The 23,502-nt window shown below is 66.7% G+C and carries 23 protein-coding genes; 15 read left to right on the plus strand and 8 right to left on the minus strand.

Going from position 1 to position 23,502, the window contains the following annotated elements:
* Positions 1 to 70 precede the first annotated feature (70 nt).
* On the plus strand, positions 71 to 1,372 hold the full coding sequence (locus ACEQZ0_RS02065; protein WP_370187921.1) for a M20/M25/M40 family metallo-hydrolase: 1,302 nt from the start codon (positions 71 to 73) through the stop codon (positions 1,370 to 1,372).
* Positions 1,373 to 1,380: 8 nt separating this feature from the next.
* Here ACEQZ0_RS02065 and ACEQZ0_RS02070 read toward each other — a convergent pair whose 3' ends face one another.
* A complete protein-coding gene (locus ACEQZ0_RS02070; protein ID WP_370187923.1) occupies positions 1,381 to 2,034 on the minus strand; it encodes a peptidylprolyl isomerase in 654 nt (217 codons plus the stop codon).
* Between the two features lie 130 nt (positions 2,035 to 2,164).
* On the opposite strand from ACEQZ0_RS02070, the gene ACEQZ0_RS02075 reads away from it, so the two are divergent.
* Entirely contained in the window at positions 2,165 to 2,554 is a 390-nt protein-coding gene (locus tag ACEQZ0_RS02075; RefSeq protein WP_370187925.1) for a BlaI/MecI/CopY family transcriptional regulator, read from the plus strand.
* Entirely contained in the window at positions 2,551 to 4,260 is a 1,710-nt protein-coding gene (locus ACEQZ0_RS02080) for a M56 family metallopeptidase (RefSeq protein ID WP_370187927.1), read from the plus strand. The genes ACEQZ0_RS02075 and ACEQZ0_RS02080 overlap by 4 nt, the downstream gene beginning before the upstream one ends.
* 96 nt (positions 4,261 to 4,356) lie before the next feature.
* On the opposite strand, the gene ACEQZ0_RS02085 is transcribed toward ACEQZ0_RS02080, so the two are convergent.
* Positions 4,357 to 5,211, minus strand: coding sequence for a neutral zinc metallopeptidase (locus ACEQZ0_RS02085; RefSeq protein ID WP_370187929.1), 855 nt, complete (start codon positions 5,209 to 5,211; stop codon positions 4,357 to 4,359).
* 89 nt (positions 5,212 to 5,300) lie between these two features.
* On the opposite strand from ACEQZ0_RS02085, the gene ACEQZ0_RS02090 reads away from it, so the two are divergent.
* The 5 genes from ACEQZ0_RS02090 (at position 5,301) to ACEQZ0_RS02110 (ending at position 9,832) form a co-directional block, all read left to right on the plus strand.
* Positions 5,301 to 6,059 (plus strand): 3-hydroxybutyrate dehydrogenase, encoded by a 759-nt coding sequence (locus tag ACEQZ0_RS02090; RefSeq protein ID WP_370187931.1) that lies wholly within the window; start codon positions 5,301 to 5,303, stop codon positions 6,057 to 6,059.
* A 6-nt stretch (positions 6,060 to 6,065) separates the two neighbouring features.
* Positions 6,066 to 6,407: a hypothetical protein gene (locus ACEQZ0_RS02095; protein ID WP_370187932.1), complete on the plus strand. Its 342-nt coding sequence runs from the start codon at positions 6,066 to 6,068 to the stop codon at positions 6,405 to 6,407.
* Between the two features lie 23 nt (positions 6,408 to 6,430).
* Positions 6,431 to 7,933, plus strand: a complete 1,503-nt coding sequence (gene guaB / locus ACEQZ0_RS02100) for an IMP dehydrogenase (protein WP_370189896.1) — start codon at positions 6,431 to 6,433, stop codon at positions 7,931 to 7,933.
* A gap of 151 nt (positions 7,934 to 8,084) precedes the next feature.
* Complete coding sequence (locus tag ACEQZ0_RS02105) at positions 8,085 to 9,257, plus strand: RsmB/NOP family class I SAM-dependent RNA methyltransferase (protein WP_370187934.1); 1,173 nt, start codon at positions 8,085 to 8,087, stop codon at positions 9,255 to 9,257.
* A gap of 68 nt (positions 9,258 to 9,325) precedes the next feature.
* Positions 9,326 to 9,832 carry a tetratricopeptide repeat protein gene (locus ACEQZ0_RS02110; RefSeq protein WP_370187936.1) on the plus strand — a complete coding sequence of 169 codons (507 nt, stop codon included), beginning with the start codon at positions 9,326 to 9,328 and terminating at the stop codon, positions 9,830 to 9,832.
* A gap of 36 nt (positions 9,833 to 9,868) precedes the next feature.
* Here ACEQZ0_RS02110 and ACEQZ0_RS02115 read toward each other — a convergent pair whose 3' ends face one another.
* Together ACEQZ0_RS02115 and ACEQZ0_RS02120 are read right to left on the minus strand one after the other, a co-directional pair.
* The gene (locus ACEQZ0_RS02115) at positions 9,869 to 10,345 is read right to left on the minus strand and encodes an RNA pyrophosphohydrolase (protein WP_370187937.1); all 477 of its coding nucleotides are present in this window, start codon (positions 10,343 to 10,345) and stop codon (positions 9,869 to 9,871) included.
* Positions 10,342 to 11,292 (minus strand): alpha/beta hydrolase, encoded by a 951-nt coding sequence (locus ACEQZ0_RS02120; protein WP_370187938.1) that lies wholly within the window; start codon positions 11,290 to 11,292, stop codon positions 10,342 to 10,344. Before ACEQZ0_RS02120 ends, ACEQZ0_RS02115 begins: the two co-directional genes overlap by 4 nt.
* Before the next feature lie 177 nt (positions 11,293 to 11,469).
* Between ACEQZ0_RS02120 and ACEQZ0_RS02125 the strand changes: the two genes are divergently transcribed.
* From ACEQZ0_RS02125 to ACEQZ0_RS02135, 3 genes are all read left to right on the plus strand, one after another.
* Positions 11,470 to 13,419 (plus strand): 2-oxoacid:acceptor oxidoreductase subunit alpha, encoded by a 1,950-nt coding sequence (locus ACEQZ0_RS02125; RefSeq protein WP_370187940.1) that lies wholly within the window; start codon positions 11,470 to 11,472, stop codon positions 13,417 to 13,419.
* On the plus strand, positions 13,419 to 14,453 hold the full coding sequence (locus ACEQZ0_RS02130; protein ID WP_370187942.1) for a 2-oxoacid:ferredoxin oxidoreductase subunit beta: 1,035 nt from the start codon (positions 13,419 to 13,421) through the stop codon (positions 14,451 to 14,453). The genes ACEQZ0_RS02125 and ACEQZ0_RS02130 overlap by 1 nt, the downstream gene beginning before the upstream one ends.
* An 87-nt stretch (positions 14,454 to 14,540) precedes the next feature.
* A complete protein-coding gene (locus ACEQZ0_RS02135; RefSeq protein WP_370187944.1) occupies positions 14,541 to 14,942 on the plus strand; it encodes a GxxExxY protein in 402 nt (133 codons plus the stop codon).
* 73 nt (positions 14,943 to 15,015) lie between these two features.
* Here ACEQZ0_RS02135 and ACEQZ0_RS02140 read toward each other — a convergent pair whose 3' ends face one another.
* Positions 15,016 to 15,729, minus strand: a complete 714-nt coding sequence (locus tag ACEQZ0_RS02140) for a phosphatase PAP2 family protein (RefSeq protein WP_370187946.1) — start codon at positions 15,727 to 15,729, stop codon at positions 15,016 to 15,018.
* Positions 15,730 to 15,796: 67 nt separating this feature from the next.
* On the opposite strand from ACEQZ0_RS02140, the gene ACEQZ0_RS02145 reads away from it, so the two are divergent.
* The 4 genes from ACEQZ0_RS02145 to ACEQZ0_RS02160 all read left to right on the plus strand — a co-directional run bounded on the left by ACEQZ0_RS02145 (position 15,797) and on the right by ACEQZ0_RS02160 (position 20,800).
* Positions 15,797 to 16,783 (plus strand): metal-dependent hydrolase, encoded by a 987-nt coding sequence (locus ACEQZ0_RS02145; RefSeq protein ID WP_370189899.1) that lies wholly within the window; start codon positions 15,797 to 15,799, stop codon positions 16,781 to 16,783.
* A gap of 118 nt (positions 16,784 to 16,901) precedes the next feature.
* Positions 16,902 to 18,293 carry a deoxyribodipyrimidine photo-lyase gene (locus ACEQZ0_RS02150; RefSeq protein ID WP_370187948.1) on the plus strand — a complete coding sequence of 464 codons (1,392 nt, stop codon included), beginning with the start codon at positions 16,902 to 16,904 and terminating at the stop codon, positions 18,291 to 18,293.
* A 51-nt stretch (positions 18,294 to 18,344) separates the two neighbouring features.
* Positions 18,345 to 19,589 (plus strand): class I SAM-dependent methyltransferase, encoded by a 1,245-nt coding sequence (locus ACEQZ0_RS02155; RefSeq protein ID WP_370187950.1) that lies wholly within the window; start codon positions 18,345 to 18,347, stop codon positions 19,587 to 19,589.
* A gap of 2 nt (positions 19,590 to 19,591) precedes the next feature.
* A complete protein-coding gene (locus ACEQZ0_RS02160; RefSeq protein WP_370187953.1) occupies positions 19,592 to 20,800 on the plus strand; it encodes a serine hydrolase domain-containing protein in 1,209 nt (402 codons plus the stop codon).
* Between the two features lie 40 nt (positions 20,801 to 20,840).
* On the opposite strand, the gene ACEQZ0_RS02165 is transcribed toward ACEQZ0_RS02160, so the two are convergent.
* From ACEQZ0_RS02165 to purF, 3 genes are all read right to left on the minus strand, one after another.
* On the minus strand, positions 20,841 to 21,188 hold the full coding sequence (locus tag ACEQZ0_RS02165; RefSeq protein ID WP_370187955.1) for a PilZ domain-containing protein: 348 nt from the start codon (positions 21,186 to 21,188) through the stop codon (positions 20,841 to 20,843).
* 110 nt (positions 21,189 to 21,298) lie between these two features.
* Complete coding sequence (locus ACEQZ0_RS02170; RefSeq protein WP_370187957.1) at positions 21,299 to 22,009, minus strand: SDR family NAD(P)-dependent oxidoreductase; 711 nt, start codon at positions 22,007 to 22,009, stop codon at positions 21,299 to 21,301.
* On the minus strand, positions 22,009 to 23,481 hold the full coding sequence (purF, locus tag ACEQZ0_RS02175; protein WP_370187959.1) for an amidophosphoribosyltransferase: 1,473 nt from the start codon (positions 23,479 to 23,481) through the stop codon (positions 22,009 to 22,011). Before purF ends, ACEQZ0_RS02170 begins: the two co-directional genes overlap by 1 nt.
* Between the last annotated feature and the right edge of the window lie 21 nt (positions 23,482 to 23,502).

A 23,502-nucleotide genomic window follows, 5' to 3' on the forward strand; every position in this document is an offset into this window, starting at 1 on the left:
CCGCGCCGCAAAATTTGGTATTGCGGGCAATCGCATTGACTTGGGCCGCGCGGCGGGGCCAGATCGGCGCATGCGCCATATCATTCCCGCTGTTGCACTCGCCGCCGCGCTCGTCGCTCCCGCCCATGCCGAACTGACCGCGCCCGAACAGGCGATCGTGGCCTCGGTCGAGGCGGATTACGAAACCGATGTCGCCTTGCTCGAGACGATCACGCTGATCAATTCGGGCTCGCACAACCATGCGGGCGTAAAGGCCGTGGCCGATGTGCTGGCGCCCGAATTCGAAGCGCTCGGCTTCACGACCGAATGGATCGACCAGTCTGCCGCCGGCCGCGCGGGGCATCTCTTCGCGCGGCATGTGGGCGCGCCGGGTACCACGAAGATGCTGCTGATCGGCCATCTCGACACGGTATTCGAGCCCGACTCCCCTTTCACCGGCTTCGTCCGCGAAGGCGATACCGCGGTCGGGCCGGGAATCCTCGACGACAAGGGTGGGGTCATCGTGATCCTCTCCGCACTGCGCGCTATGCAGGCAGCGGGGACGCTCGAGGACGCGAATATCGTCGTCGCGTTGACCGGTGACGAGGAGGATGCGGGCGATCCGTTGGAACTCGCGCGGAAGGATTTGATCGAAGCGGGCCAATGGGCCGACGTCGCGCTGGGGTTCGAGGCGTTGTCGATCCTCGACGGCAAGGACACGGGCGTCGTCGCACGGCGCTCCTCGGGCAGCTGGACGCTCACCACCCGCGCGAAGAGCGGGCACAGCTCGGGCATCTTCGCCGAGGGGGTCGGTTATGGTGCGATCTACGAGATGGCGCGCATCCTCGATGCTTTCCGCCGCGAGCTTCCCGAGGAAAACCTGACCTACAATGTCGGGCTGATGGCCGGGGGCACCCCAGCGGAGCTGTCCGAAGACGGCCTGTCCGCTACGACCAGCGGCAAGACCAACATCATTCCGTCGACCGCCGTCGCGCGGGGTGACCTGCGCGCACTGACGCAGGAGCAGAACGAGCGGACGGCGGAGAAGATGAAGGCGATCGTCGCCGGGCATCTTCCCGGAACCGAGGCCGCTATCGAAATCGAATTCCGCTATCCGCCGATGGCGCCGACCGATGGCAATCGCGCGCTGCTCGACAGGCTCAATGCCATCAATGCCGATCTCGGGCGCGAGCCCATGGAGCCCTATCCGCCCTCGCGCCGCGGGGCTGCCGACATCAGTTTCGTCGCCCCCTATACCGATGGGCTTGCGGGCATGGGCCCTTCTGGCAGTGGCAGCCATGCCGCGGGCGAATCGATCGACCTGCGCTCGATGGTACGCCAGGCGCAGCGCGCCGCGATCCTGATGAGCCGGCTGGCCAGCGAAACGCGCTGAGCGCGCGGTCAGCCCGCGTCGTCGGGGACCGCCTCGACGCGGCGCATCTCGACGATGGTGACCGGCTGCGCCAGCAATTGCCCCTTCATCCAGCCTTCGCCCTTGTCGGGATCGGGCGGCATGGCGTGGATCGCGTGGACCACGTCCATCCCTTCCACGACATGGCCGAAGACGGCAAAGCCGGCCTGAAGGTTCGGATCGGAGGAGGCCGGATTCGCGTCGAGCCCGGTCTGGTCCTTGATCATAATCGAGAAGTCTCCCGTCGCGCTGCCCGGATCGTAGCGCGCCATCGACAGCGCCCCGTCGGTATGGCTGAGCCCTGTCTCGGTGGTCGGCTCATGCGCGATCGGCGGCAGCACGCGTTCGGGGTCCATCTGCGTCCCGCCCTGCAGCAGCCCGTTGGGCGGTTCGCCCCAGTCGAGATGCATCGCGCGGTAGAAATGCGTGCCGTCGAAGCGGTCCTCGTCGACATAGCGCAGGAAATTGGCGGCGGTGACCGGCGCGCGTTCGGTCTCGATGGCGACGGTGATGTCGCCCTTGGTGGTCTCGATCACCACCAATTGCGTCGCGTAGGTCTTCGCCGCACCGGGCGCCTCCTCCTGCGCGAGCAGCGGCGAGGCGAAAAGCGCGAGGGGGGCGAGCAGGGCGAGGGCGCGTGTCATTCATCCACCCTGATAGGCCGTTGGTCGAGAAGCAAGCGCGTTTCGCGCCCGTTCATCCAGGCTACAGGTTTACAGGCGTAGTCGTTTCGGCTACAAACGTAGTCGAAGAATTACGCTTACGGAGTGGGAAATGGCCAAGCGCACCGATGCACCCGGAGAACGGATCAGCGAGGCCGAACACGCGGTAATGGAAGTGCTGTGGGACCGCAATCCCATCTCCGCTTCCGACGTCTGCGACACGATCTGCGCCCAGCGCGACTGGTCGATTCCCACCGTCAAAACGCTGCTCAGCCGCCTCGTCCAGAAGCAGGTTGTCGGCACCGAACCCGAAGGTCGCAAATTCCTCTATCGTCCGCTCATCGAACGCTCCGACTATGTCGGGGGTGAAAGCCGTCGCCTCGTCGACCGACTGTTCGGCGGGCGCGCAGCACCGCTCTTCGCGCAGCTTGCCGAGAGCGAGGCGCTGAGCGACGAGGATCTCGCCGAAATCGAGGCGCTCTTGAGGGAGATGCGCAAATGACCGAGCTGCTCCGCGAATATTGGGACTGGTTCCTGTTCGATACCCTGCTGTGGACCGGAGGCCTCATCGGCCTCGCACTGCTCTTGCGCCGACCCGTCGGGCGATACCTCGGCGCGGGCGCCGCCTATGCGCTGTGGTTTCTCCCGCTCGCGCGCCTACTGTTTCCGCCGGTTCAGTTGCCCGTCTGGATGAGGCCGGCCTTCCTGCAGCCCGACACCGCGTTCGATCCGGCCGTCGCCGATGTCGCTTCCGCTGCCCCCGCCGGCCCTGGCCTGTCGCTAGCGTCCTTCGTTTCCCCGGCAGCTCCGGTGCCGCTCGAATCCCCGATCGACTTCGTCACGCCGCTGGTGGTCCTGTGGTTGCTCGGTGCGGTTTTCTTCCTGGCACGTCGCTTCTGGCTCTATGGCGAGCTTCGTCGCGAACTGCTCGAGGATGCCCGACCGGTCGGCGAAGTGGGCAGGATCCGTCTGGTCGAGACGACCGCGATCTCGGGACCGATGGCGTTTGGCGTTTTCGACAAGGTCGTCGCGCTGCCCGATGGCTTCATGGCCAGCCGCCCGCGCCAGGTCCGCGACCTCGCGATCGCGCATGAACTGGCGCATCATCACGGTCACGACATCCTGGTCAACGTCCTGATCCAGCCGCTGTTCGCGGTACACTGGTTCAACCCGCTTGGATGGATGGGCTGGACCGCGATGCGCCGCGACCAGGAAGCCGCCTGCGACGCACGCGTGGTGGCCAGCCGCAGCCGCGACGAACGCGCCGCCTACGCCGCGGTAATCGCCGATTTCGCGCGCCGTCCGCAGATCGCGCCGCGTCCGGCGCTGGCCGCGCCGATGGCCTGCCCCGTCCTGGGCGACAAGTCGATCATCCACCGCCTGCGCAGCCTGCCGATGACCGACGATTCCCGGCGCCGTCGCCTGGCGGCACGCGGGGCTGTCGGCGCCGCGCTGCTGGCGCTGCCGATGACCGCCAGCATCTGCTACGTCGGCGCCTCGCCCGCCCTGGCAAGTGAAGCGCTGCCCGAGGTGGCCGAGATGGTCGATCCGGTGGCCGAACCCGAGGCACTTGCCGATCCCGCACCGATGGTCGAGCGCGCCCGGCTCGCCTTCCTCGATTCCGATGCCTTCGCCGAGGCCATGCGCGAGCGCGTGGAGCAAGGTCGCGAACGGGCCGAAGCCGCGCGCGAGAGGGCCGAGGCGGCTCGCGAACGCGCACGCGAGGCTCGTGAGGTCCGCGATGAAAGCTATGCCGAAGGACGCAGGGCCTGGGTCGACGGACGGATACAGTATGCACGCAGCCGGCAGCAATGGGCCGACGGGCGGATCCAGTGGGCCGAGGGCCGCGTCGCGCATGCCGAGGCGAAGGCACACCGTGCCGAGGCGCGTGCCCATGTCGAAAGCGAAGCCTGGGGCGAGGCGCTGGGCAAGACAGTCGCGGAATCGGTGGTCACAGCGGTCAGCTTCGTCCCCGAGGTGATCGAGAGCTGCCGCTACCCGGACAACCCGGTCACGACGACCGAAAAGGACGGCAAGCCGGTGATGTATATCTGCGACAGCGCGGGCGACCGGATCGCGCTCAAGGCGCTCGAACAGGCGCGCCGCGGGATCGAGGGGAGCGACCGCCTGTCGGACGACATGCGCCGCGACATCCTGCGAGATCTCGACAAGGAAATCCGCAACCTGCAGCATTCGCTGCGCAGCTGAGCGGTATTTGGTTCGAAAGCGCGCTGCCCCCTGCGGGGCGCGGAACTGGAAGGGCGCAGCCGGCGGGTTGCGCCCTTTCCTTTGGCGCGACGAGCCTCAGCCGATGGCAGTGATCCGGTCGCAGGCGCGGTCGTCTCCCTGCAGTCCGAGCCGCAGCGCGTCGCTGCGTTGCCGGCTGGTGCCATGGGTGAAGTTCTCGCTCGAGACGCGCCCGCCGCTCAGCCGGTCGTCGCCGATCGCGGCGGCGGCCTGCATGCCTTCCTCGATATCGCCGGGCTCGATCAAATTGCGGTTCTTGCCCGCCCAGACGCCGGCATAGCAATCGGCCTGCAGTTCCATCAGCACCTGCAGCTGGTTGGCGCGGCGCGGGTTCTGCTGCTGTGCGCTGCGGATCTGGCCGGAAATGCCGGTGATCGTCTGGATGTGGTGGCCGTATTCATGCGCGAGCACATAGTAGCGCGCGAAATCGCCGCCCGCGCCGAGCTGGCGTTCGAGCGTGTCGTAGAAGCCAGTGTCGATATAGATCGTCTGGTCGCCTGGGCAGTAGAAGGGGCCCATCGACGAACTGGCGCTGCCGCAGGCGGTGCGCACCCCGCCGCCGCCGTAAAGGTCTAGCGTGGGCTGGGCGAAGCGGTCGCCATAGCCTTGAGCCTCAAAGGTTTGCGCCCAGGTCTGGTTGAGCGACTGGAGCCCGTTGCACGCCTCGCGCGCATAGGCGCTGCTGGTGCAAATCGCCTGCTCGTCGGTATTCGCCGGCCCCGCTTGCTGCTGATCCTGCTGGACGCTCTCGACCATACCCGCAGTCTGCATAGGGTCGAGCCCGAAGACGAAATAGCCCAGCGCCGCGATCACGATCGTGCCGCAGCCGACGCCCCCGGCCTTGCCCCCGGGCATGCCGCCGCCGCTGGAGCGTACGTCGATATTGCCGGTATTGAACGGATTGAGCCGCATGCGCTTCCCCTGTCCCCTGGCCGCTTTACAGCGCACCCCATGTGCGCGATGTCGGCCGTCGATATTCGACATAACGCCTGGAGCCCCGAATGTTTCTCGAAGGAAAACGCGCACTCGTCACCGGATCGACCAGCGGCATCGGCCTCGCCATCGCGCGGGCGCTGCATGGCGAAGGGGCCGAGGTCATCCTCAACGGCTTCGGCGACGAGGGCGAGATAACGACGCTGCGCGAGGAACTGGGCGGCGCGGCGCATTTCGGCACCGATCTTACCGATGTTGCTGCGGTCGAGGCGATGATGGCCGAGGCGGGCCAAGTCGACATTCTCGTCAACAATGCGGGTGTCCAGCATGTCAGCCCGGTCGAGGATTTCCCGGTCGACAAGTGGAACCTCATCATCGCGCTGAACCTCACCGCCGCCTTCCACACCACGCGCCTCGCGGTGCCGGGCATGAAGGCAAAGGGCTGGGGCCGGATCATCAACACCGCCAGCGCGCATTCGAAGGTCGCGAGCCCCTTCAAGAGCGCCTATAATGCCTCGAAGCACGGCATTGCGGGCTTTACCAAGACGATCGCATTGGAGCTCGCCGAACATGGCGTGACCGCCAACTGCATCAGCCCCGGCTATGTCTGGACCCCGCTGATCGAGGGGCAGATCCCCGATACCATGAAGGCCCGCGGCATGACCCGCGAAGAGGTTGTCAACGACGTGCTGCTGGTGAAGCAGGCGACCAAGAAATTCGTCCAACCCGAGGAAGTCGGCGCGCTCGCCGCCTTCCTCTGCCGCGACGAGGCGCAGAACGTGAACGGCGCCAACTGGAGCGTCGATGGCGGCTGGACCGCGGAATAGCAGACCATGCAGGCCACCCAGATCGCTTTCCTTGCCGCCATGGGCGGCAGTCTGCTCGCCAGTCTTGCCGCGATGATCCTCGCGCTGCGGACGCGGGGGCTTCCTCACAAGCCGCTCTGGGCCCTGATCGCGCTGGTCGGGGTCGGGGGTGGCGCCCTGGTGCTTGCGCGCCCCGACCATGTTTACTGGTTCTTCGGGATTGCAGTACCAACCGCATCGGTCAGCGGTCTCGACGCGCGCTGGCAGCCGCAGACGCTGCAGTTCCTGTTTCCCGTCGGCGCGCTGCTGGTTTTTGTCCGCCTGCATTGCCACCGGGCCCGCGGTAAGGAAGTCGGGGCAGGGCACTAGCTAATCCGGTGTTCCGTCGTTACATGGGCCGCCACATTTCCCCCGGCAGGCGATTCTCAAACGTGGCACATCTCGACATCCCCCTCGGCCTCACCTTCGACGACGTTCTTCTGGTTCCGGCAGAGAGCGATATCCTGCCGTCGATGGCCAATACCGCCACGCGTCTGACGCGCGACATCGCGCTCAACATCCCCGTGATCTCCAGCGCGATGGACACGGTGACCGAGGCCGACATGGCGATCGCCATGGCGCAGCTGGGCGGGATCGGCGTGCTGCACCGCAATTTCGAGGTCGCCGACCAGGCCGCCGCGGTGCGCGCGGTGAAACGCTACGAAAGCGGGATGGTGGTCAATCCGATCACGATCACTCCCGATGCCACGCTGGGCGAGGCGCAGGAGCTGATGGCCTCGAATCGCATCAGCGGCATCCCGGTGACCGACGCGGCGGGCAAGCTGGTCGGCATCCTCACCAATCGCGACGTCCGCTTCGCCGAGAATCCGCGCCAGCCGGTCAGCGAACTGATGACGACGGAGAACCTCGCCACCGTGCCGCTCGGCACGAGCCAGGAGGAAGCGCGCAAGCTGCTCCACCAGCGCCGCATCGAGAAACTGCTGGTGGTCGACGATGCGCAGCATTGCGTCGGCCTGATTACCGTGAAGGACATCGAAAAGGCGGTCGCCTATCCCGAGGCGACCAAGGACGACCAGGGCCGCCTGCGCGTCGCCGCCGCCTCCACTGTGGGCGACAAGGGCTTCGAGCGCACCGAGGCGTTGATCGACGCCGGGGTCGACGTAGTGGTGATCGACACCGCGCATGGCCACAACCGCGACGTCGCGCGCGCGGTCGAACGCGTCAAGAAGCTGTCGAACGCGGTCCAGGTCGTGGCCGGCAATGTCGCCACCGCGGAAGCCACCAGGGCGCTGGTCGATGCGGGCGCGGATGCGGTCAAGGTCGGCATCGGTCCGGGATCGATCTGCACCACGCGCGTGGTCGCCGGGGTCGGCGTCCCGCAGCTTACCGCGATCATGGATTGCGCCGAGGCGGCGGAGCAGGCCGGCGTTCCGGTGATCGGCGACGGAGGCCTGCGCACCAGCGGCGATGCGGCCAAGGCGCTCGCGGCGGGCGCCTCGACCATCATGATCGGTTCGATGCTCGCCGGGACCGAGGAGGCGCCGGGCGAAACCTTCATCTACCAGGGCCGCAGCTACAAGGCCTATCGCGGCATGGGCAGCGTTGGCGCGATGGCACGCGGCAGCGCCGATCGCTATTTCCAGGCCGACGTCAGCCAGCAGAAGCTGGTTCCCGAGGGAATCGAGGGACAGGTTCCCTACAAGGGGCCGGCAGCGGCTGTCGTCCACCAGCTGGTCGGCGGGATCAAGGCGGCAATGGGCTATACCGGCAGCGCGACGATCGCCGATCTCAAGACGCGCGGCAATTTCGTCCGCATCACCAATGCGGGACTTGCAGAAAGCCATGTCCATGATGTGGCCATCACCCGCGAGGCGCCGAACTATCCGACGCGATGAGCCTCCCCGAGCCGGGGAGGGGAACCATGCGCAGCATGGTGAAGGGGCACCCAATGCCTGATCACGACATGCAGGTTCCGAACACCCCTTCGTGCCACTCCACCCCGAGGCCTTCGGCCTCGGGGTCGCCCTCTCCCTGCGGGAGCGGATCATGACCCCCGCCGCACGCGTCCAGACCGCGATCGAGCTGCTCGACGCGATCATCGCGGCGGCGCGCGCCAAGGCGGCGCCAGCCGACCGCATCCTGGCCGACTGGTTCAGGAACAACCGTTTCGCCGGATCGAAAGATCGCCGCGCGATTCGCGAGCTGGTCTTCGCGGCGATCCGCGCCTGCGGGCCGGTGCCCGAGACCGGCCGGGCGGCGATGTTGCGGCTCGCCGAAACGGATGACAGCCTCGTCGCGCTGTTCGACGGCTCGAATTACGGCCCTGCGCCGCTGGGCGAGGGCGAGCTCGCGGCCGAGGGCGGTGTCGCGCCTGCCTGGCTCGCCGGGCGCCTTGCCGCTGCGGATATCGCGGGGGCCGAGGCCGAGGCGTTGCTTGGGCGCGCGCCGCTCGACCTGCGCGTCAACACGCTGAAGGCCGAACGCGCGACGCTGGCGCTGCCGGCAGGGGCTGTGCCGACCGATGCGCCGCATGGGCTGCGGCTCGCACCCGGTACGCCGGTCGAGCAATGGGCGGAATTCCGCGAGGGCAAGGTCGAGGTGCAGGACACCGGCTCGCAGCTCGCCTGCCTCGCGGTCGGTGCGGAGCCGGGCGAAACGGTGATCGACCTGTGCGCGGGCGGAGGCGGCAAGACGCTGGCGCTGGCAGCGGCGATGGACAATCTCGGCAGGCTGATCGCCTCCGACACCGACCGGGCCCGCCTCGCGCGCCTCGCTCCGCGCGCCGAACGGGCGGGCGCAACCAATATCGAGACCGTGCTGCTCAATCCGCAGCACGAGCTGGACGGGCTTGCCGATGTCGCTGGCCAGGCCGATGCGGTCCTCGTCGACGCGCCGTGCTCGGGCACCGGCACCTGGCGGCGCAATCCCGAAGCGCGCTGGCGTCTCGACGAAAAGGAACTGACACGGCTTACCGCAATCCAGGCGCATTTGCTCGACGTCGCGGCCCAGCTGGTGAAACCCGGCGGGCGGATCGTCTACGTCACCTGCTCGCTGCTCGACGAGGAAGGGTCTGGCCAGTTCGACGCTTTCCTCGCGCGGCAAACGAATTTCACGGCGAGGCCACTTTCCCTGCCGCTCGGCAGGCCGCGCGGGAAAGGAATGCGGCTGACGCCGTTCCATGACGGCACCGACGGATTTTTCATCGCCTGTGCAGGGTGAACATGGTAGCCATGCCGATTATGGCTGACACGCCAACCCCTGGACGGACTTCCATTCTGGAGACGATCATGCGTTTCGCACCCGCCGCCGCCGCCCTTTCGCTGGCGCTTGCCATCACTTCGAGCGTGAGCTGGGCCGGACAACGCGAACCTGCGCCGCGTGCCGCCGTCCTGATTGCCGAGGGCCAGGCGGCCCTCAAGCAGGGCGACACGCAGGGTGCGATCGACGCCTATGAGGCGGCGCTGGCGCTCGATCCGGGATACACGCCGATCTTCCTGCGCCTTGCCGAGGCTGCGCGCGCCGAACGGCTGCAGGGCAAGGCGATCCGCTATTATCGCGAGACGCTGGTGCGCGAGCCGCGCAATCTCGCCGCCATCGCGGGCGAGGGCGAGGCGCTGGTAGAAAAGGGCGCGGTCGAAAAGGCCAAGGGCAATCTCGCCAAGCTCGAATCGCTGTGCGGATCGAGCTGCGCCGAGACGCAGGCGCTGTCGGCACGGATCGCCGCCGGTCCGCCGCCGCGGGTCCAGACTGCCGAAGCGGTGCTGCCCGACGCTGCCACGCCGCAGCAGAACTGACCTTTCCCGTAATCCCGCCGAGGCGGGGGCCCGCTGCTAGACGAGGTCGCGGAAAGCTTCGACCACGGCGCGGTAGACGCGTTTCTTGAAGGGGACGATCAGCTCGGGCAGCTGCTCGGGTTCGGCCCATTTCCAGTCGCAGAATTCGGGCGGGTCGTGCGCTTCGAGGTCGATATCTGCGTCGCGGCCGGTGAAGCGCGCGAGATACCAGACCTGCTCCTGGCCGCGGTACCGGCCGCCCCACAGCTTGCCGATCAGCTCCTCGGGCAGGTCGTAGCGCACGGGTTCGTCCATCGCCTTGAGGATGGTCACATGTTCGGGCCGCGCGCCGGTTTCCTCGGCCAGCTCGCGCAGCGCGGCGTCCTTGAGGTCCTCGCCCTCGTCGACCCCGCCTTGCGGCATCTGCCACCAGTCGCCTTCCTTGTTGTCGATGCGCCGGCCGACGAACACCTTTCCATCGCCATTCACCAGCATCACGCCCACGCAGGGGCGGTAACCCAAATTGTCGTTCACCTGTATCGTTCCACCATCAGTTTGGTCGCGTCGAGGAAGGCCTCGAGATCCTTCTGGCCGCTCGGTATCGCTTTTCGCAGCGTCGTAAAGCCATGAATGATGCCGGGAAACTCGAGATAGACCACTTCCGTGCCGAGCTGCACCAGATGTGCGGCGTATTCCCGCCCCGAGTCGCGCAAGGGATCGAGCCCGGCGGTGCAGACCACGGTCGGCGGGGTGTTCGAACAGTCGCCCACCATCGGCGTGTGGCGCGGATCGCTGGCATCGCCGCCATACTGGTCGGTGAACCACGCCATCGCCGCGCCGGTCAGCAGGAAGCCTTCGGCAAACATGGCGAGGCTCGAATGCTGGCTGACGTCCGAGGCGACCGGATAGATCGGTGCCTGGACGATCACCGGAACCGCTGCGGGATCGTTCATCAGCTGGTTCGTGGTGACGATGGTCAGGTTGCCGCCCGCGCTGTCGCCGGTGATGACGAGGCCGGTGATTTCGCGGCCGAGCTCGGCGGGCGAGGAGGCGACCCAGCGCGCCGCCGCCTCGCAATCGTCGGGTGCGGCGGGGAAGGGGTGTTCGGGCGCAAGGCGGTAGTCGACCGACACCACCGGCAGGTCGAGATGGTGCGATATCTCGGTGCACAGCGCGTTGTAGACCTCGAGGTCGCCGATCACGAAGCCGCCGCCGTGGATGAACAGCACACACGGCCCCGGCTCGCGCTCTGCCTTCACATCGTAGAAGCGCACGGGGATCGGGCCGGCGGGACCGGGACAGGTCAAATCCTTCTGCACCGCCATGGTGCGCGGCGCTGCTTCGGCCAGCGCGCCCATCGCGCGCATCTGCTGGCGGCCTTCCTCGGCGCCGACTTCCTCGACTCCCTTGCCGCCCATCTGTTCGAGCATGTCGAGGAAGCCGCGCACGTCGTCGCGGACATAGTGTTCGGTATCGGCCATTTCGCTCGCTCTCCCACTTGCGTTGCTTTTAGGGACTTAGCCTGTTCGCAGCGCTTTTCCATGCGGCTTTTTTGGCCTAGCAGAGAAACTTCATTGCGAGTGGACGGGACGCGGCCTAGGTGGCGCACCCCGAGAGAAACGGCGCCGCGACAGCCGGCGCAGACAAGGAAGACACGGATGGCGACAGCCGCCCCGAATGGCGCCGACCTGCCGCAGGACGGCCTCCCCGCAACTCCCGAGAGCGTCGTGGTGCGCTTCGCCGGCGACTCCGGCGACGGGATGCAGCTGACCGGCGGGCAATTCACGCTGTCGACCGCGCTGGCCGGCAACGACCTCGCGACCTTTCCCGATTTCCCCGCCGAGATCCGCGCGCCGCAAGGCACGCTGTTCGGCGTCTCGGCCTTCCAGATCAATTTCGGCAGCCGCGAGATCAACACCGCGGGCGATGCTCCCGACGTGCTCGTCGCGATGAACCCGGCGGCGCTCAAGGTGAACCTTGCCGCGTTGAAGCCGGGCGGGCTGATCATCGCCGATACCGGCGCCTTTACCAAGCGCAACCTCGACAAGGCGCATTACGATGCCAACCCGCTCGAGGATGGCAGCCTCGCCAAATACGACGTGCTTGCCTTCGATATCAGCGAGAAGACGATCGAGGCGGTCAAGCCCTACGGCCTTGGCAACAAGGACGCGCTGCGGTCGAAGAACATGTGGACGCTGGGCCTCGCGCTGTGGATGTTCGACCGTCCGCGCGAACCGATCCACGAGTGGCTCAAGGCCAAGTTCAAGAGCAAGCCCGATATCGCCGACGCCAATATCGCGGCGCTCGATGCGGGGCACGCCTATGGGGAAACCGCCGAGCTGGCGGGGCCGCTGAAGCAGCTCCATGTCGATCCCGTGCCGAGCGCACCGGGCCTCTATCGCACGATTACCGGCGCCGAAGCGGTCTCCCTGGGCCTCGTGGCGGGCGCACAATTGGCTCAACTGCCGATGTTCTTCGGCGGCTATCCGATCACGCCGGCATCGGCGATCCTTCACCACCTCGCCCGATTGAAGGAATTCGACGTCACGACCTTCCAGGCCGAGGACGAGATCGCCGCGATCTGCGCCGCGATCGGGGCGAGCTATGCCGGCAGCCTCGGCGTGACCAGTTCCTCGGGTCCGGGCATCGCGCTGAAGACCGAGGCGATCGGCCTCGGCATCATGACCGAACTGCCGCTGGTGATCGTCAACTCGCAGCGCGGCGGGCCGTCGACCGGCCTGCCGACCAAGACCGAGCAGAGCGACCTCTACCAAGCGGTCTACGGTCGCAACGGCGATGCGCCCATGCCGGTGATCGCGGCGAGCAGCCCGGGCGATGCCTTCGAGGTGGCGATCGAGGCCTGCCGCATCGCGGTCGAGTACATGACCCCGGTGATGCTGCTGACCGACGGCTATATCGCCAATGCCGCCGAACCGTGGAAGGTGCCGGACCCGGCCGATTTCGCTCCGTTCCCCGCCACGTTCCTCGACCAGCCCAACGATGGCGAGAACTTCCTGCCCTACAAGCGCGACGCCAAGGGCGCGCGGCCCTGGGTCAAGCCCGGCACGCCCGGCCTGATGCATCGCATCGGCGGGATCGAGAAGCACGAGCTGACCGGCAATATCGACTATTCGCCCGACAACCACCAGCGCATGACCGATGCCCGCAAGAACAAGGTCGAAGGCATCGCGGTGCCCGACCAAGAGGTCTGCCTCGGCGAGACCTCGGGCAGGCTCGCGGTGGTCGGCTGGGGCTCGACCTTCGGCCCGATCCACCGCGCGGTCGACAATGCCCGCCGCAAGGGGATGGACGTCAGCCATATCCATGTGCGCCATATCTGGCCGCTGCCGAAGAATTTGGGCGCGTTGCTGAGGGGCTTCGACAAGGTGCTCGTCCCCGAAATGAACACCGGCCAGTTCAAGACCGTGCTGCGCGACCAGTTCCTCGTCGATGCGCAGCCACTCACCAAGACCAGCGGCCAGCCGTTCCAGATCGCCGAGCTCGAAGAGGCGATCGGCAAGTATTTCGACGGCATCGAAGGCAATGAGGGCGGGCAGGTCGCCGTGAACGACGAACAATTGCCGAGCCCCCAGGCGGAGAACGACTGATGAACGCACCCGTCAAGATCGAGACCACGCTCAAGGACTGGGAAACCGACCAGGAGGTCCGCTGGTGCCCGGGGTGCGGCGACTACGCGATCCTCAAGGCGGTGCAGCGCACGCTGCCGCAGTTGGGCGCCGACCCCGCGAACACCGTGTTCATCAGTGGCATCGGCTGTTCGAGCCGCTTTCCCTATTACGTCGAGAGCTACGGCTTCCACACGATCCACGGCCGCGCGCCCGCCTTCGCCACCGGCGCGAAGCTCGCCAATCCCGATCTCGACATCTGGCTGGTGACCGGCGACGGCGACGGATTGTCGATTGGCGGCAACCACTTGATGCATGTTCTTCGACGCAATGTGAACATGCAGATCATGCTGTTCAACAACGAGATCTACGGCCTCACCAAGGGCCAGGCCTCGCCGACCAGCCGCGAGGGGACCAAGAGCCCATCGACCCCGATCGGCAGCTACGACCATCCCGCACGCCCTGCCGCCTTCGCGCTCGGCGCGGGGGCGCGCTTCGTCGCGCGCGGCTTCGACGTGTCGAAGAACCTGCCCGACGTGCTCAAGGCCGCGCATGCGCATAAGGGCGCCGCCTTCATCGAGATCTTCCAGAACTGCATCGTCTACAACAAGGACGTGTTCAACGATTTCGCCGCGCCCAAGGGGGCGGAGGATCGCCAGCTCTGGCTCGAAAACGGCCAGCCGATGCTGTTCGCCGGCGGCGCCAAGGGCATCACGCTCGACCGCGACGCGCTGAGCCTCGCAGTGGTCGACGTGACCGACGGCGACTGGGAAGGCGCGGGCGTGATCGTCCACGACGTCACCAACCGCTCGATCGCGCATATGCTGGTCGAAATGCCCTTCGGTCCGTTTCCGATGGCGCTAGGCGTGCTCTACGACGATCCGCGCCCGACCTTCGAGGATGCCGCCATGGCCGAGAAATCCGCTGTCAGCGCGGGCAAGGAGGCCAACCTCGCCAAGCTGCTCGGCAAGGGCCAGACCTGGACCGTCGACGGCACCGCGCAGGATCCTGTTTAGAGGGGTCGCGTAAGGTTCGCACACGAAGGCATGAAGAAGGAATCTGGTTTCGCGCTAAGACGCTAAGACGCGAAGAGGGGGGCGCGGGTGGAGATCGAGGAGCTGGTCAGCCATTGCATCGACAAGGGCTACCGCTTGCATCGCGATCTTGGCCCGGGCCTGTTGGAGAGCGTCTATGAAGCGCTGTTGTTCGAAGGCCTGCGGCGCGATGGGCTGATCGTCCATCGCCAGGGAGCGGTCGCGGTCGAACACGATGGTATTGTGATCGAGAACGGCTTCCGCTTCGATCTGCTTGTCGAAGACAAGCTGCTGATCGAAATCAAGTCGACCGAAAGGCACGCAGCCGTTCACGCAAAACAAGTGCTGACCTATCTGCGTTTGATGGACCTGCGCATCGGCCTGCTGATGAATTTCGGCAGGGGTACCTTCAAGGATGGCCTTCAGCGTCTGGTAAACAACTACCGTCGGACGGCCGGAAGCCAATCTTAGCGTCTTCGCGTCTTAGCGCGAAAAGCAGGAGGCATCGTCCACCGCCCTCGCAGCGCAGCCGATCGCCGACCGATCACGCCGGATCCTCTCCCGGCTGTTCCATCTTGCGGTCTTCCTGCAGCCGTGTGGCGATGAGGCCCATGGCGAGTGCCCAGGCCGCGCCGACGGTCCAGCCGGCGAGGACGTCGGTTGGGTAGTGGACGCCGAGATAGAGCCGGGTGAAGCCGATCGTCAGCACCAGCAGCGCGGCGACGCCGATGACGAAGATGCGCGCGCCGCGCTCCTCGAAACTGCGCGCGATCATCACTGCCAGCGTCAGGTAGATGATCGCGCTGTTCATCGAATGGCCGCTGGGAAAGCTCAGCGATGTGACCTCGACCAGATGCGGCACGACCTCGGGCCGGGGCCGCGCAAAGAGGCTCTTGAGCAGCGTGCCGAACAGCGCACCGCCGCCCGCGGCGAGCGCGGTATAGAGCGCCTGCCGGATACGGCCGCGGGTCAGCAGGAAGGCTACCGCCAGCACCGCGACCAGCGCCAGCACGGTGACCCCGCCGAGCGCGGTCAGGTCGCGCATCGCCGACAGCAGCCAGTGCGGCCCGATGGGGATGGCGAGATCGCCCGGGGTGCGCAGCGACTTGAGGAAGGCGACGTCGAAGGCCTTGGTCTCTCCCTCGGCCATTTCGCCCGCGAGCCGGATGAAGCCGGTCGCGAGGATCGCACCGACGAGCAGGCCGATCAGCAGCCGCTGTTCGCGGTGGATATAGGTCTTGATGCGGGCGATCGGCACGGTAATTTCCCCAGAGAGACGCATTCGCAACGCGTGGAAGCGTGAATATTTCCGCGGGAGGGGTTCGCTGGACAATCTGACGCATTCGCTGGTCGGCGCGCTGATCGGGCAGGCGGGGCTCAAGCGAAAGACCGGGCTGGCGATGCCCGCGCTGGTGATCGGCGCGAACCTGCCCGATGTCGATGCGGCCTGCCTGTTCTGGCTCGACGGGGTCGAACATCTCGGCTTTCGCCGCGGGATCACGCATGGCCCGCCCGCGATGCTGCTGCTGCCGCTGGTGCTGGCGGGCGCGCTGTGGGGCTGGGATCGCTGGCAGGCACAGCGCGGCACGCGGCCTGCGGCGCGGCTGCCGGTCAGCTTCAAATGGCTCTATGCGCTGGCTTTCATCGGCTGCCTGACGCATCCGGCGCTCGACTGGCTCAACGTCTATGGCATCCGCCTGCTCGAGCCGTTCTCGAGCCGCTGGTTCTACGGCGACACGCTGTTCATCATCGATGTCTGGCTGTGGGCGCTGATGGGTTTCGCCACATGGTTCTCGCTCCGCCGCGAGAAGCAGGGCGGCGAGTGGCGGCGGCCAGCGCGGATCGCGATCACGGTGGCGCTGGCGTATATCGGGGTGAACGGGGTGATTTCGATGGCCGCACCTCGCGCGATCTACGAGACGACGACAATCAGCAGCCCCCTTCCACTCGCCTTTTGGGAGCGTGAGGTCATCGTGGGGGGGCACGGCGAGTGGTTTGTGCAGACAGATAAACCAACCTCCCTTGAGGTCGTGTATTCGCCATCGATCGGCGGACCCGGCGACCCGATTGTTCTGCCTTACTCGCTCGAACCTTTATCCGTGAAACTGTGTAGCTGGCCCGAACTTGAGCTCAGCCGAAGGTCGGATCCTCAGCTCGACGCCTTCCTCTTCTGGTCGCGCGCGCCTTTTGCTGAGCGCGCACCCGATGGCTCGGTGATCCTCCGCGATGCGCGGTTCTACGATCCGCGCGCGCGCGACCGCTTCAGCGTCGCGCTGCCCGATGTACGCTGCGAGGAACTTGCGGCTTCCTGAACCGTCATTGCGAGCGAAGCGAAGCAATCCAGAGCGATGCGCCTTGCGCCATGGATTGCCGCGGCGACTGTCTCGCCTCGCAATGACTGATGAGGGGTAGGTTTCAGGAATTGCGGGCATGACTTCATCCCAGATCGTCTGGCTTAGGCGCGATTTGCGCCTCGCCGACCAGCCCGCCTTCCACGCCGCGGCGCAGGCGGGGCCGGTCGTCCCGGTCTATGTCCTCGACGACGAGCGCGCGGGCGATCACGCCTATGGCGGCGCCTCGCGCGTGTGGCTGCACCATTCGCTCGAGAGCCTCGGCAAGACGCTCGGCAGCCGCCATTCGCGGATCGTCTTGCGCAAGGGCGATGCACCGCAGGTGCTTGCCGCGCTGGCTCACGAGCTGGGGGCAGGGTGCGTCCATGCGCTGCGCCATTACGAGCCGTGGTGGAAGGAGGCCGAGGACGAGCTGCGCGATGCGCTGGCAGACGATTGCCGACTGTGCCTATACGATGGCAACTACCTGCTTCCGCCGGGCAGCGTGACCACCGGGTCGGGCGATCCCTACAAGCTCTACACGCCTTTCTCGAAGGCGATGCTCGAGGTCATGCCGCCGCGCGACCCGCTGCCCCAACCTGAGACGATCCAGTCGCCCGAAAGCTGGCCCGAGAGCGACGAGCTGGAAGATTGGGGCCTGCTCCCGACCAAGCCCGATTGGGCAGGCGGCATCCGCACCTTCTGGGACTTCGGCGAGGACGCCGCGCACGAGCGGCTCGCCTGGTGGACGGACGAGGTCGCGGCCTATGACGAGGGACGCAACCTGCCTTCGCAGGACATCACCTCGCGCCTGTCGCCGCATCTCCACTGGGGCGAGATCAGCCCCGCTCAGCTATGGCACGAGCTGAAAGACAAGCGCAGCGAAGGCTGGCGCACCTTTGCCAAGGAGCTCATCTGGCGCGACTATGCGCAGAACGTGATCGACCAGTTTCCCGACTATCCGCGCGCAAGCTATCGCGACTATGACGAGCGCAAGCTGTGGCGCAATCCCGATGCCGGGCACCTGATCCGCGCCGATCTCGAATGCTGGCAGAAGGGCATGACCGGCTATCCGATCGTCGATGCCGGCATGCGCCAGCTGTGGCAGACCGGCTGGATGCACAACCGCGTGCGGATGATCGCCGCGAGCTTCCTCGTGAAGCACCTGCTGATCGACTGGCGCCATGGCGAGCAGTGGTTCTGGGACACTCTGGTCGATGCCGATTACGGCAATAACGGCGTCAACTGGCAGTGGATCAGCGGCACCGGGGTCGACAGCAACATGTTCGTGCGGATCATGGCGCCCTTGAGCCAGAGCGCAAAGTTCGACGCGGCGGGCTATATCCGCACCTACGTGCCCGAGCTGGCCGGGCTGTCCGATACCGATATCCACGACCCGCCCGACGACAGGCGCGGCAACTATCCGGCCAGGATGATCGGCCACAGGGAAGCGCGCGAGCGTGCGCTGGAGGCCTATCGCTCGGCGAAGTGAGTGCCGGCTAGGAGCTTGAGCGCGACGCCTCGCCGAGTCATACCGGGGGCGATGGACATGCCGACCACCTCACGCGGCGGCGAGTTGCTCGCCGGGGCCCAGCGCTTCGCCCGCAAGCCGGGCCTTGTCGCGCGCCTCGTCGCGCCCGGCTTCGGCAAACTCCTCGACCGCATCGATGCTGCGCTGGTGCGCGGGGCGATCCATGCGCGGCTTCCCGATGGCACCGCCCGCACGCTCGGCGGACGATCGCCGGGCTTCGAATGCTCGGTCGAGCTGCGCAGCTGGACCGCGCTGCTGCGGCTGGCGACGAATGGCTCGATCGGCTGGTACCAGGCATGGGAAGCGGGCGAATGGACCAGCCCCGACCCGGTGCCGCTGTTCGCGCTGTTCATGGCCAATGGCGAGGAGCTGGGCGACACCGGGCGGGCGCGCGGGCCGTTTCGCCTCGCGGCGCGCTTCGCCCATTGGCTCAACCGCAATACGCCCGCGGGCGCGCGGAAGAACATCGCCGCGCATTACGACCTCGGCAATGATTTCTACGCCGCCTGGCTCGACCCGACGATGAGCTATTCCTCCGCGCTCGAAATGGCCGAGGACGGGCTCGAGGCGGCGCAAAGGCGCAAGTGGGCGGCGCTGGCCTCGCGTATCGGAGACGCCGAAACCGTGCTCGAGATCGGCTGCGGCTGGGGCGGGCTGGCGGGCGATCTTGCCGCGCGGGGCAGAAGCGTGACGGCGATCAGCCTGTCCGATGCGCAGCTGGCCTGGGCGCGCGAGCGGCACGGGACGGGGGTGGAGTTCCGCAAGCAGGACTATCGCGACTGTTCCGGGCAGTTCGATGCCATCGTCAGCGTCGAGATGGTCGAAGCGCTGGGACGCGAATACTGGCCGACCTTCATGGACTGCATCGCGCGCAATCTGAAACCGGGAGGGCGCGCCGCGATCCAGTATATTGCGATGCGCGACGAGCTGTTCGAGGCCTATGCGCAGAGCGCCGATTTCATCCAGGCCTATATTTTCCCCGGGGGGCTGCTGATCCGCACCAGCGAGTTCCGGCGGCTGGCGGAAGAGCGCGGGCTCGCCTGGCAGGACCAGCGCGATTTCGGGCTCGACTATGCCGCAACGCTCGAGGCTTGGCGGACGCGCTTCGATGAGGCAGAGGCCGCTGGCCGCCTGCCGGCGGGTTTCGACGAGCGCTTCTGCAATCTGTGGCGCTATTATCTGATGTATTGCGAAGGCGGGTTCCGCGGCGGCGGGATCGACGTCCACCAGGTCACGCTGGTGAAACAGGGAGAATGAGGATGCGCGGGCTCTGGATTTCGACGGCGGCGCTGGCGCTCGCCGGCTGTGCGAGCACTTACGACACGGTCGGGACCGCTTCGGTCGCGCCCGCCATTCCCGCGGTCACCCAGTCGATGCCCGCCCAAATGGCGAGCATGGATCCGAACGATTCGATCCTGTTCTGGAGCGACGAACGCCGCTCGGCCGCATTCCGCGACATGGAAGGCCTGTTCCCGGGGCTCGAGGTCGCGCCCGCCAACCCGGTGCGCGAACTGCCCCGCAGCGCGGCCGTGCTCCCCGCCGCCCTCCAGGGCGATATCCGCGCCTATATGGCCGACACGCATGCCGCAGGGCTGATGGTGCTCAAGGACGGGCAGGTGGTGTTCGAGGATTACGGGCTGGGGTTCGGGCCCGAGGGGCGCTGGACCAGCTTTTCGGTCGCCAAGAGCTTCACTTCGACGCTGCTCGGCGCGGCGATCGCCGACGGGGCGATCGAGAGCGTCGACACGCCGGTGACCGCAATCGTCCCCGCGCTGGCGGGTACCGCCTATGACGGCGTCACCGTCGGCCAGGTCGCCACCATGACCTCGGGCGTGGCATGGAACGAGGACTATACCGATCCCGACAGCGATGTCGCCAAGATGCTCGCGATCACGCCGGTCGCGGGCGAATCGCAGGCGGTGACCTATGCTCGCACCCTGAAGCGCGAGGCCCCTGCAGGCAGCAAATGGGTCTACAAGACGCTCGAGACTAACCTCCTCGGGCTGATCGTCGAACAGGCCACGGGCAAGTCGCTCGCCGCCTACGCGGCGGAAAAGATCGTCGAGCCCGCCGGTTTCGCGGGCGGGCTGTTCTGGATGCAGGACCTGACCGGCGGCAATATCGGCGGCTGCTGCCTCTCGCTGCGGCTGTCGGACTATGCGCGGATGGGCCAGTTCGCGCTCGAAGGCGGCAAGGGCGTGGTGCCCGATGGCTGGTTCGCCACTGCCGGTTCACCGCTGGTCGATTTCGCGCCCGAGGCGCCCGGCTTCGGCTACGGTTACCAGTGGTGGACCTATCCCGGAGCAACCTACGGCGCGCAGGGCATCTTCGGGCAGGCGATCACCATCGTCCCCGAAGAGCGGCTGGTGGTCGCCGTCGTCAGCAATTGGGAAACCGCCACCAGCCGCGCCAACCGCGAGGGCTTTCGCGCGCTCGTCGGCAGGATCGGCGCGGCACTCGACGACTGATTGAGGCTAAGGGGGTGGCGCCCCTTCCCGCCAATGCCCCTCAATAGGGGCGCGGGGCGTCGACGCTGCCGTAGCGCGCGAGAATTGAATCGTGGACGATGGGGCTCAGCAATTCGCTGAAGGCGCAACCGACGAGCGAGCCTTCCCACCAGACCACCTGGGCTTGGAGCGATTCGAGACCGGGCAGCGTGAGCCAGCACAGCTGCCCCTCGTGCATCCGGTTGATCGCGGCGGCGGAAAAGCCCGAGATCGAGAGGTCGTGCACCACCGTCTGGAAGGCGCGTCCGCCACTGGCACGCAATTGCGCGGGAATGGTCAGTTTCGTCCGTGGCGCGCAGCGGTCTTCCTGAGCGGCAAGCGCGTAGCGGTCCTGCGGCTTGTGGACCATGACGGGATTCCTCCTCGCTCGATCGAGTGCGACTCTCGTGCACCGCGGCTACGGGCACGGCGCGATTATCGCGCGGTTTGGTTTCGCGCGGGTAGCCGCCTGTGGTTAATTCACCCGTCGACGCGCTCGCGGTGGAAGCCCTCGAAATCGTTAACCAGCAGTTCGACGAGCCGGTCGGCAACCGTTTCGGGCGGCTTGACCGTTTGCGGGTCTTCGCCGGGATAGGCCTTGGCCCGCATGGCGGTGCGGGTCGCGCCCGGATCGACGAGGGCAACGCGGACCTTGGAGATCTTCTCGATTTCCTGCGCATAGCTTTCGAGCAGATTGTCGAACGCCGCCTTGGTTGCGCCATAGGCCGACCAATAGGCGCGCGGCGTGGCGCCGACGCTGCTGGTGAGGCCGATCACGCGGCCCGCATCGGCGCGCTTGAGCAGCGGGTCGAAATTGGCCAGCAGCGCCTGCGTGGCGAGGAAATTGACCGTCAGCGCCTCGCTCAGCTGCTTGCCGTCGATCTGCGTAACCGGTGTCAGCATCGGCAGATAGGCCGCGGAAATGACGAGATAATCCAACTTGTCCCAGCGGCCGGAAATAGCCGCGGCGAGGCGTGCGATACCATCGCTTTCCGCCAGGTCGACCGGGGCGATAGTCGAGGCGCCGCCGGTGGCGTGGATCGCATCCTCGACGGCCTCGAGCGCGCGTACGTCGCGACCCGTCAGCACGACATGCGCGCCGGCCGCAGCCAGTGCCTTGGCGGTGGCGGCGCCGATTCCGTGGCTCGCCCCGGTGACGAGGGCGAGACGATTGTCGAGCGGTTGTGTCATCAGGCGACCTGTTCGGAAGGGAAGGCGAGCTTGTGCTGCTTGTCCTCGCGTCGCGCCATGTCGGTCAGCGGAGTGGGGTAATCCCCGGTGAAGCAGGCGTCGCAGAATTGCGGGCAGGCCGAGTTGCGCGGCTTCTCGCCGACCGCACGATAAAGCCCGTCGATCGAGACGAAGGCGAGGCTGTCGGCCTTGATAAATTCGCGCATCGGCTCGACATCCATCCGCGCGGCGAGCAGCTTGCTGCGCTCGGGCGTGTCGACGCCGTAGAAGCAGCTGTGCGCGGTGGGTGGGCTGGCGACGCGGAAATGGACTTCGGTCGCACCGGCATCACGCATCATCTCGACGATTTGAAGGCTGGTGGTACCGCGCACGATGCTGTCGTCGATCAGGACGATGCGCTTGCCCTCGACCAGCGCGCGGTTGGCATTGTGCTTACGCTTCACGCCTGCATGGCGCGCGCCGTCCGACGGCTGGATAAAGGTGCGCCCGACATAGTGCGAGCGGATGATGCCGAGTTCGAAGGGAATGCCCGATTCCTGCGCATAGCCGATCGCCGCGGGCACGCCGCTGTCGGGCACGGGAATGACGAGGTCGGCCTCGACCGGCTTCTCGCGCGCGAGTTCGGCGCCGATCGCCTTGCGTGCCTCGTAGATGCTGCGCCCGTCGAAGACCGAATCGGGACGGCTGAAATAGACGTGCTCGAAGATGCAGGGACGCGGCGCATGATTGCCGAAGGGATGGAGCGAATCGACATTGCCGTCGAAATCGACCTTGATCACCTCGCCCGGTTCGACCTGGCGGACGAATTGCGCCCCGACCACGTCGAAGGCGACCGTTTCCGAAGCGAACACCGTGGCATCGCCGATCCGGCCCATCTGCAGCGGGCGGATACCCATCGGGTCGCGGCAGGCGATCATGCCCTCGGGCGTCATCACGATCAGCGCATAGGCGCCCTCGAGCAGCCGCAGCGCGTCGATCAGGCGATCCATGATCGTGGGATAACGGCTGGTCGCGACGAGGTGGATGATGACCTCGGTATCGCTGGTCGACTGGAAGATCGAGCCGCGCCGCACGAGGTCCTCGCGCAGGACGCCCGCGTTCGAGATATTGCCGTTATGCGCCACGGCGAAGCCGCCACTGGCAAGGTCGGCATAGAGCGGCTGGACGTTCCTGAGGCCCGAGCCGCCGGTGGTCGAATAGCGCACATGGCCGGCCGCCATCATGCCCGGCAATTCGGCGATCGCTTCCTGCGACGAGAAGTTCTCCGCCACATGGCCGAGCCCGCGGCGGGTGAAGAATTCGGCGCCGTCGTAGCTGGTGATGCCCGCAGCTTCCTGGCCACGGTGCTGGAGCGCGTGGAGGCCGAGTGCGGTGACCGCGGCGGCATCGGTCGCGTTGATCGCGCCGAACACGCCGCATTCTTCGCGCAGCTTGTCGCCATCCTCGTCGAGAAACGGGTGGGTGAGGTTCATCGAAAGGCCTGTCCGCCGCGG

Origin of the sequence: Qipengyuania sp. (assembly GCF_964227205.1) — a bacterium.
GTDB lineage: Bacteria > Pseudomonadota > Alphaproteobacteria > Sphingomonadales > Sphingomonadaceae > Qipengyuania.

Coding starts and splice junctions, on each gene's coding strand:
- ACEQZ0_RS02075 (WP_370187925.1), top strand. CDS start 2,165: ATGGCCAAGCGCACCGATGCACCCGGAGAACGGATCAGCGAGGCCGAA.
- ACEQZ0_RS02170 (WP_370187957.1), bottom strand. CDS start 22,009: ATGACACAACCGCTCGACAATCGTCTCGCCCTCGTCACCGGGGCGAGC.
- ACEQZ0_RS02125 (WP_370187940.1), top strand. CDS start 11,470: ATGGCGACAGCCGCCCCGAATGGCGCCGACCTGCCGCAGGACGGCCTC.
- ACEQZ0_RS02065 (WP_370187921.1), top strand. CDS start 71: ATGCGCCATATCATTCCCGCTGTTGCACTCGCCGCCGCGCTCGTCGCT.
- ACEQZ0_RS02080 (WP_370187927.1), top strand. CDS start 2,551: ATGACCGAGCTGCTCCGCGAATATTGGGACTGGTTCCTGTTCGATACC.
- guaB (WP_370189896.1), top strand. CDS start 6,431: ATGGGCCGCCACATTTCCCCCGGCAGGCGATTCTCAAACGTGGCACAT.
- ACEQZ0_RS02105 (WP_370187934.1), top strand. CDS start 8,085: ATGACCCCCGCCGCACGCGTCCAGACCGCGATCGAGCTGCTCGACGCG.
- ACEQZ0_RS02090 (WP_370187931.1), top strand. CDS start 5,301: ATGTTTCTCGAAGGAAAACGCGCACTCGTCACCGGATCGACCAGCGGC.
- ACEQZ0_RS02130 (WP_370187942.1), top strand. CDS start 13,419: ATGAACGCACCCGTCAAGATCGAGACCACGCTCAAGGACTGGGAAACC.
- ACEQZ0_RS02165 (WP_370187955.1), bottom strand. CDS start 21,188: ATGGTCCACAAGCCGCAGGACCGCTACGCGCTTGCCGCTCAGGAAGAC.
- ACEQZ0_RS02150 (WP_370187948.1), top strand. CDS start 16,902: ATGACTTCATCCCAGATCGTCTGGCTTAGGCGCGATTTGCGCCTCGCC.
- ACEQZ0_RS02110 (WP_370187936.1), top strand. CDS start 9,326: ATGCGTTTCGCACCCGCCGCCGCCGCCCTTTCGCTGGCGCTTGCCATC.
- ACEQZ0_RS02085 (WP_370187929.1), bottom strand. CDS start 5,211: ATGCGGCTCAATCCGTTCAATACCGGCAATATCGACGTACGCTCCAGC.
- ACEQZ0_RS02160 (WP_370187953.1), top strand. CDS start 19,592: ATGCGCGGGCTCTGGATTTCGACGGCGGCGCTGGCGCTCGCCGGCTGT.
- ACEQZ0_RS02070 (WP_370187923.1), bottom strand. CDS start 2,034: ATGACACGCGCCCTCGCCCTGCTCGCCCCCCTCGCGCTTTTCGCCTCG.
- ACEQZ0_RS02155 (WP_370187950.1), top strand. CDS start 18,345: ATGGACATGCCGACCACCTCACGCGGCGGCGAGTTGCTCGCCGGGGCC.
- purF (WP_370187959.1), bottom strand. CDS start 23,481: ATGAACCTCACCCACCCGTTTCTCGACGAGGATGGCGACAAGCTGCGC.
- ACEQZ0_RS02120 (WP_370187938.1), bottom strand. CDS start 11,292: ATGGCCGATACCGAACACTATGTCCGCGACGACGTGCGCGGCTTCCTC.
- ACEQZ0_RS02095 (WP_370187932.1), top strand. CDS start 6,066: ATGCAGGCCACCCAGATCGCTTTCCTTGCCGCCATGGGCGGCAGTCTG.